This window comes from Thermosulfurimonas sp., from assembly GCF_015491435.1.
GTDB lineage: Bacteria > Desulfobacterota > Thermodesulfobacteria > Thermodesulfobacteriales > Thermodesulfobacteriaceae > Thermosulfurimonas_A.
Map to the genome: position 1 here is coordinate 1 of NZ_WFVX01000008.1, position 6,864 is coordinate 6,864.

Annotated in this window: 7 protein-coding genes and 1 riboswitch; of the genes, 5 read left to right on the forward strand and 2 right to left on the reverse strand. The window is 61.0% G+C overall.

Going from position 1 to position 6,864, the window contains the following annotated elements:
- Nucleotides 1-111, reverse strand: a riboswitch (cobalamin riboswitch). This riboswitch is flagged as partial in the annotation.
- Nucleotides 112-208: 97 nt separating this feature from the next.
- The 5 genes from F8J34_RS00310 to F8J34_RS00330 all read left to right on the forward strand — a co-directional run bounded on the left by F8J34_RS00310 (nucleotide 209) and on the right by F8J34_RS00330 (nucleotide 4,763).
- Entirely contained in the window at nucleotides 209-1,669 is a 1,461-nt protein-coding gene (locus F8J34_RS00310) for an HD domain-containing protein (protein ID WP_297055137.1), read from the forward strand.
- An 82-nt stretch (nucleotides 1,670-1,751) separates the two neighbouring features.
- Entirely contained in the window at nucleotides 1,752-2,606 is an 855-nt protein-coding gene (modA, locus tag F8J34_RS00315) for a molybdate ABC transporter substrate-binding protein (protein WP_297055124.1), read from the forward strand.
- Nucleotides 2,603-3,373, forward strand: coding sequence for an ABC transporter permease (locus F8J34_RS00320; protein ID WP_297055128.1), 771 nt, complete (start codon nucleotides 2,603-2,605; stop codon nucleotides 3,371-3,373). Before modA ends, F8J34_RS00320 begins: the two co-directional genes overlap by 4 nt.
- Nucleotides 3,370-4,428, forward strand: coding sequence for an ABC transporter ATP-binding protein (locus tag F8J34_RS00325; RefSeq protein WP_297055129.1), 1,059 nt, complete (start codon nucleotides 3,370-3,372; stop codon nucleotides 4,426-4,428). Before F8J34_RS00320 ends, F8J34_RS00325 begins: the two co-directional genes overlap by 4 nt.
- Complete coding sequence (locus F8J34_RS00330; protein WP_297055132.1) at nucleotides 4,425-4,763, forward strand: LysR family transcriptional regulator; 339 nt, start codon at nucleotides 4,425-4,427, stop codon at nucleotides 4,761-4,763. Before F8J34_RS00325 ends, F8J34_RS00330 begins: the two co-directional genes overlap by 4 nt.
- Here F8J34_RS00330 and F8J34_RS00335 read toward each other — a convergent pair.
- Both F8J34_RS00335 and F8J34_RS00340 read right to left on the reverse strand, forming a co-directional pair.
- On the reverse strand, nucleotides 4,752-5,543 hold the full coding sequence (locus F8J34_RS00335; RefSeq protein ID WP_297055134.1) for an acyl-CoA dehydratase activase: 792 nt from the start codon (nucleotides 5,541-5,543) through the stop codon (nucleotides 4,752-4,754). The genes F8J34_RS00330 and F8J34_RS00335 overlap by 12 nt on opposite strands.
- Nucleotides 5,540-6,799, reverse strand: a complete 1,260-nt coding sequence (locus tag F8J34_RS00340) for a double-cubane-cluster-containing anaerobic reductase (RefSeq protein WP_297055142.1) — start codon at nucleotides 6,797-6,799, stop codon at nucleotides 5,540-5,542. The genes F8J34_RS00335 and F8J34_RS00340 overlap by 4 nt, the downstream gene beginning before the upstream one ends.
- Nucleotides 6,800-6,864: the final 65 nt, after the last annotated feature.

A 6,864-nucleotide genomic window follows, 5' to 3' on the forward strand; every position in this document is an offset into this window, starting at 1 on the left:
CCCAGCGGCTTTCGTCCCCGGTCACGGTTGCGGGCCAGCGCCGGATTCTCACCGGCTTCCCGTTTCACCCCGGAGCCTCTGCCCCGGGGCACCCGGGGCCATATTTCGGAAAGCTACCCCCGGAACCCCCTCCCTGTCAAGAGAAACAAGAGTTTAGCACCCCAAAAACTTGGCCGAAGCCCGGAGGATGGGATAGAGTTTGAATACCATGGCTTACGGACTCGCGGAATGGCTGGATCATCCGCAAAGGGAAACCATAGCGGCCTTTCTCCGGGAAGTGGCCCCGGAGCGAGAGATATATCTTACCGGAGGGGCCGTAAGGGATATCCTGCGGAAGAAAAGGGTACGGGATCTCGACCTCACGGTGGTGGATGGTTCGCCCCGGCAACTGGCCGAGGAGGCAGCCAGAAGGCTCTCCTTCGCTCTGGTTCCGCTTCACGAAGAGTTCGGGGTCTTCCGGGTGACCCGGGAGGGTTTCACCCTGGACATCTCCGGACTTCGTCCCGGAGCCCGGAACATCGAGGAGGATTTACGCCTGCGGGATTTCACCCTGAATGCCCTAGCGGTGCCCCTTTCCGAGGCTCTGAGCCGGCCCCCTTCGGCCTGGCCCCTTATCGATCCCTGCGGGGGGTTTTCGGATCTTTCGGCCGGGATCATCCGGGCTATATCCCGGGAAAACCTGCGGGACGACCCCTTGAGACTCCTCCGGGCCTACCGTTTTCTGGCCCAGGGCTACGGAAAGTGCGAGGGGGAGACCCGGCGGATCATCCAGGAGCTGGCCCCGGAGATCCACCGGGTGGCCCCGGAGCGGGTGGAATACGAATTGCGCCTCATCTTCGAGACCCACCGGGCTTCCGAGACCCTGCGGGAGATGCTCGCCGACGGTCTTCTGGCTGAGCTTTTTCCGGAGCTTTACGAAGGAGCCGGAATCCCGCAACCGGATTATCATCATCTGGATGTCCTGGGACACGCACTGGAGAGCCTCTCCGCTGCCGAAGGGATCCTTTCCGCTCCGGAGCACTATCCCGAATTCGAGAAAGAGATCCGGGAGATGGTCTCGGACCGCGAGGCCCTTTATGCCGTGAAACTTTCGGCCCTTTTCCATGACGCGGGAAAGAGCCGCACCTTTTCTCCGGCCGGGGAACGGGCCGAACGCATCACCTTTTACGAGCACGAGAAAGAAAGCGTGCGCCTTTTTTCCGCCTGGGCCGAAAGGTGGCGCATAAAAAAGAAGGTCATAAAGAGGGCCTCCCTTCTCATCCGCAACCACATGCGCCCCTTTTTTCTGCTGGAGGCCCGGGAAAAGGGGCGTCTCACGGCCCGGGCCAAGCGCAGACTCCTTCGCGACTGCCCGGATCTCCCCGGGCTCTTTGTGGTGGCCCTTTCCGACTGTCTTTCCGCAAGGGGCCCGGCCGCGGAACCCGAAACCTGCGAGAAACTCCGGATCCTCTTTATCGAGCTTAAACGTTTCTCGCAGGAGGTGATGGAAAGGGTCCGGGTGAAAAGACTCCTTACCGGGCACGATCTTATCGAGGTCCTGGGGCTCAAGCCCGGCCCCCTTTTTCGCGAGCTTCTCTCCGCGGTGGAAGAGGCCCAGGTGGAGGGACGGGTAAGGAATCGGGAGGAAGCCCTGGCCCTGGTACGAGAGATCCTGGCCCGCCGCCGATAAAGCCCCTCCCGACCAGGGCCTCCCTTGCAAGAGGAAGGAGAAAGCGTTATATATAGGCAAATATAACGATGGAGGCGTTCCCATGCAACGCATACTGGGCATACTTCTTCTCTTCTGGGTGGGGTTAACAGGCGTGTCCCGGGCCGGGGAAAGGCTTCTTATCTTTGCCGGGGCGGCTTCGCGTCCCCCCACCGAGGAGGCCGCCCGGGCCTTCGAAAGAAAGACCGGGGTCAGGGTGGACCTCGTCTTCGGAGGCTCGGGATATGTGCTCTCGCAGATGATCCTTTCCCGCAAAGGGGATCTTTACTTTCCGGGTTCCTCCGACTATATGGAACTGGCCAAAAGGAAAAAGGCCGTCTTCCCCGAGACCGAAAGGATCGTGGCTTATCTGGTTCCGGCTATTATCGTTAAAAAAGGAAATCCCAAAGGAATTCACTCCCTGCGCGATCTCCTCAAACCCGGGATCCGGGTGGCTATTGCCAATCCGGAGGGGGTATGCGTGGGGGTTTACGCGGTGGAGATCCTGGAAAGGGCCCTGCGTCCTGCGGAAAAGGCCGCCTTTCGGCAAAAGCTTACCAATTACACCGGAAGCTGTGCCCAGACCGCGGCTGCGGTCTCCCTGGGAGCGGTGGATGCGGTGATCGGATGGCGTATCTTTGCTTACTGGGATCCGAAACACCTTGAGGCCATCCCCCTGCGGCCGGAGGAGGTGGTGCGCGTGGGATATATGCCCATTGCCGTAGCACGTTTCACCCGCAACCGGCCTCTGGCCGAGGCCTTCATCCGGTTCATTACCTCCCCGGAAGGGAAGGATATTTTCCGGCGCTACCATTACTTCATGAGCCCGGAGGAGGCCTTCTCCTTTATCGGGGCCCGCAAACCCGTGGGGGGAACCTATAAAGTGCCAGCGGAATGGCTGGGAGGCAGGACCCGATGACCCTTCGTCGTCTGACCCTCTCCGCCGCCCTGGTGATAACCCTCTTTTATACCACCCTTATCCTCTCCCTCTTTTACTTCTTTAAAAAGGATCTCTTCCTTGCGACCCTGCTTTCACCGCGCACCCTCTTTAGCCTGCGCCTGAGTCTCCTGTGTGCCACCCTGGCCAGCCTCCTTTCCCTCTGGCTCGGGCTTCCCGCGGCCTATGCCCTTTCACGCTTCGATTTTCCCGGAAAGAGGCTGGTGGACACCCTGCTTGAACTTCCCTTAGTGGTTTCGCCTGCGGCCCTGGGGGCCATGATCCTTATCTTTTTTAATCAGCCGGTAGGAGCCTGGCTTGCGGACCGGGGGCTCACCTTTGTGTTTGCGGTGAAGGGCATTGTGCTCGCTCAATTCGTGACCACCGCGGGGCTTGCCGTCCGCCTCCTCAAGGCCACGCTGGACGAAATACCTCCCCGCTACGAAGAAGTGGCCCGCACCCTGGGAGCCACTCCTCTTAAGGCCTTCCTCACCGTAACCCTGCCTCTTTCCCGCCGAGGCCTCCTTTCGGCCTTTGTTCTCACCTGGGCCAAGGCCCTGGGAGAGTTCGGGGCCACCATCACCGTGGCCGGGGCCATGCCCCTGCGTACCGAGACCCTCCCCATCGCCATCTTCATGCACCTTTCCACCGCGGACATTCCGGGGACCGCGGTCTTAACCCTGATTCTGGTGGCCATAGGGCTCTGCGTGCTTTACGGAGTGCACAGGCTGGGAGAGCGCGGAGTATGATCCGGGTGGAGGGCCTCAGGGTCCGGGCCGGAAACTTCCTCCTCGGAGAGATAGATCTGGAGGTAAAAAGCGGGGAGATCCATGTCCTCCTCGGCCCCACCGGAAGCGGAAAGAGCACCCTGCTTGAGACCGTAATAGGACTGAGGACCCCGGAGGCGGGTCGTATCCTCCTTGAGGGCCGCGACCTTACCCGCCTTCCGGTGGAAAAGCGCGGCCTGGGCTACCTTCCTCAGGATCTGGCCCTCTTTCCTCACTTAAGCGTGCGGGAGAATATACTTTATGGCCTCAAGATCAGAAAACGTCCCTCCGATGGATTCGTTTTCGAGCTCTGTCGAATCCTGGATATAAACCATCTCCTGGAGCGCCGCGTAACCTCCCTTTCCGGAGGCGAGCGCCAGCGGGTGGCTCTGGCCCGGGCCCTGGCCCCGGGTTTCCGACATCTGCTTCTTGACGAACCCTTCTCCGCCCTCCATCAGGGCTTAAGAAGGGAACTCTGGGATCTTCTTTCCGAATTGCGGCACCGCTACGGCCTCACCGTACTTCTGGTAACCCATGACCTTAAGGAGGCCTTCTTTCTCGGCGACACGGTGAGCGTCATCTTTGAGGGTCGGCTCGAGGCCTCCGGGCCTCCGGAAAGGCTTTATCGGAAGCCACCCAGCCTGCGGATGGCCCGTTTCTTCGGATTACGTAACCTCTTCCCCGGAAGGGTAAGGCAGGAAGGGAGGGTAGAGGTCCCGTCCCTGGGGACCGTTCTAAGAGTGACCTCCACCCCGCCCTCCCGGCGGAAAATCTATGTGGGGATTCACCCCGAGGACGTCCTTGTGGTGCGCGAGAAGTACCTTCACCCGGAGCAGGAGAATCTCCTTTCCGCCCGGCTGGTGAATCTTCGTTCCGAAGGGCCCCAGGTCCGGGTACTTTTTAAGGGTGAAGGGGGTGGTCTTCTTGAGGTCATCCTCCCGGATCTGGCCCGAAGCAAACTGGATCTCTCTCCGGGTCGCAGACTACGCCTGAGCTTACCCCCGGAACGAATCTTTCTCCTGGAGGAAGAGGAATGAAAGGCCTTCGGGTGCGGGGAAAGATCTGGATCGAAGGGCCGGAGGGCACCTTTCTGGGTTACGGAAGGATGGTTCTTCTGGAAAGAATCCGGGAATACGGCTCCATCTCCGCCGCGGCACGGTCCATGAACATGTCCTACAAACATGCCTGGGACCTCGTGGAGTCCATGAACCGTCAGGCCGGAAAACCCCTGGTGGAAACCACGGTGGGAGGGAAAGGAGGCGGAGGGGCCCGCCTCACCCCGGAAGGAGAAAAGTGGCTAGCCTTATTTAGAAAACTCTTAAGGCATCTGGAAACCTTCTTGGAAAAAGAAACCGATCTTTTACCCGGTTAGCCCTTTCTCCGTACCTTTACCCGGCCCTGAACCCGAAGACGAAGTCCCGCAAAGGGCGGCGCCCAGGGCCCCGGTGATCCGCGGGTCCTCCGGGATGAGAACCGGAAGGCCCAGCTCCTCCTCCAGCAACCTTACCACCGCCCGGTTGCGGGCCACCCCGCCGGTAAAGACCAGAGGGGGTGAAGGGGAAACCCGACGCAGGAGCCCCAGGGAGCGCTTAACAATAGAGGAAATGATACCGCGGGCGATGCGCTCCGGGGCCTCTCCGCGCCCGATAAGGCCCACCACTTCGCTCTCGGCAAAGACCGTGCAGAGGGCACTGATGCGGGCCGCCTGATCCGCGGAAAGGGCCATTTCGGAAAGCTCCTCCAGGGAGACCCCCAGCACCCGGGCCATGACTTCAAGGAAACGCCCGGTGCCGGCGGCGCAGCGGTCGTTCATCTCAAACTTTAACACCCGGCCGTCCGGGGCAAGGGCGATGGCCTTGCTGTCCTGCCCCCCGATATCCAGGATGGTCCGGACCTCGGGGAAAAGGTATCGCACCCCCAGGGCATGGGCCTTGATTTCGGTAAGGGTTTCGGCCCCGAAAAGCTCCCGGGCCAGGTTGCGGCCGTAGCCGGTGGCGATCAATCGGTCAAAGGAAAGCCCGGAAAGGATCTCCCGAAGTTGTTCCGCAAGACGGGCCGAGGTTTCAAGACACCGCTTCTCGCAAACTTCGGTCCCGTTCAGGATGACCAGCTTTACGGTCCGCGAACCTATGTCAAGCCCGGCCACCCTCACCTCAGGACCTCCAGGAAGGCCTCGATGCGGGTGCGAAGCTGCTCCCGGTCCTCAAGGCTATAGTCGGTTTCGATTTTTAGGACCGGAACGGCGGAGTCCATTTCTATCCGGTGGGCCTCAATGGTATAGGGGTCGCAGAACTTGAGGGCGTAATGGATGACCCCGGCGGCCGAAAGCTCTCGGACCATCTCCTTGAGATGCGCCGGGCGCTCCGGGTTGGGGGTGAAGATAGCGCAATCGATCCGGAGGTATCTTTCGGCAAGGGCCCGAAGGAGCCCTTCCTTGGAGTTTTCGGAAACCCGGACCAATTCCCGGGTGTAACGCGTTCCCACACAGGACTCCTCCCCCACGATCACCGCCCCCGAGGATTCCACCAGATGGGCCACCTTCCAGTTGGGGATGGCCATGGGACAGCCAGAGATCACCACCCGTGGCGTGCCGGGCGGACACACCCCCTCCCCGGCGGAAACCCTCTCCTCAAGCTCCGTACAAAGCTCCTCCAGCTTACGGGTGAACCGTTCGGGGTCGTCAAAGAAAGCGAGCTGGTGGATGAGGAGGGCGTCGCGGCCGGAGATGGGCGGCGGATCGAAACGGCGAAGTTCGTTCAGGCGCTTTAGGGCCCTGCGGCGCCGGTTGATAAGTTCAATGGCCTCCCTTAAGGCCTCCGCGGAGATGGGCTCCCCGGTAAATTCTTCTATGTAGCGGAGAAAACGTTCTACCTCCGCGGTCCAGAGCCGAAGGCTTTCCTCGTCCTTGCGGTGCGGGACCTGCATCACATAGACGGGCTTGTAAGCCTCAAAGATCTCATAGGCCTTTTTCTTTCCGTCGCAGGTGGTCTCCCCCACGAGGAAATCACAGGCTTCCATGTAAGGGCAGAGACGGGCCAGCTTGAAGCCGAAGAAGGCCTTGATAAGGGGACACAGATTTCGGGGAAGGACCTCCTCCACCCGCTCGGTGGCCACTTCCACCCCGGCGCAGAGCCCCACGCAGGCCCCTCCCGCGGCCCAGACCATCTCCTCCGGCACGAACACGCAGAAGGTTCCCACCACCGGGCGGCCCTTCTTACGAATCTCAAGGAGCTCCGCCACCCGCGCTCCGTGGATATCCGCCACCACGGCATCAAAATAGGCCATGCCCCGGGGCCGATTTTCCTGGGAAAGATAGACCTCCCGGTAAAGGGGGCCCAGGGCCTCAAGGAGGGCGGCATGGGCCTCAAGGTCTAGCCCCAGAGAAGACCAGAGGGCCTCGCGATCCATGATCCAAACCTCCGGGAAAGGATTTTTCAGGCCGGGGCCGGAGTCGAACCGACCAGCCCCTTTCC

Excerpts from the sequence above, each read along its gene's own strand:
- F8J34_RS00310 (WP_297055137.1), top strand. The coding sequence starts at position 209 with ATGGCTTACGGACTCGCGGAATGGCTGGATCATCCGCAAAGGGAAACC.
- modA (WP_297055124.1), top strand. The coding sequence starts at position 1,752 with ATGCAACGCATACTGGGCATACTTCTTCTCTTCTGGGTGGGGTTAACA.
- F8J34_RS00320 (WP_297055128.1), top strand. The coding sequence starts at position 2,603 with ATGACCCTTCGTCGTCTGACCCTCTCCGCCGCCCTGGTGATAACCCTC.
- F8J34_RS00325 (WP_297055129.1), top strand. The coding sequence starts at position 3,370 with ATGATCCGGGTGGAGGGCCTCAGGGTCCGGGCCGGAAACTTCCTCCTC.
- F8J34_RS00330 (WP_297055132.1), top strand. The coding sequence starts at position 4,425 with ATGAAAGGCCTTCGGGTGCGGGGAAAGATCTGGATCGAAGGGCCGGAG.
- F8J34_RS00340 (WP_297055142.1), bottom strand. The coding sequence starts at position 6,799 with ATGGATCGCGAGGCCCTCTGGTCTTCTCTGGGGCTAGACCTTGAGGCC.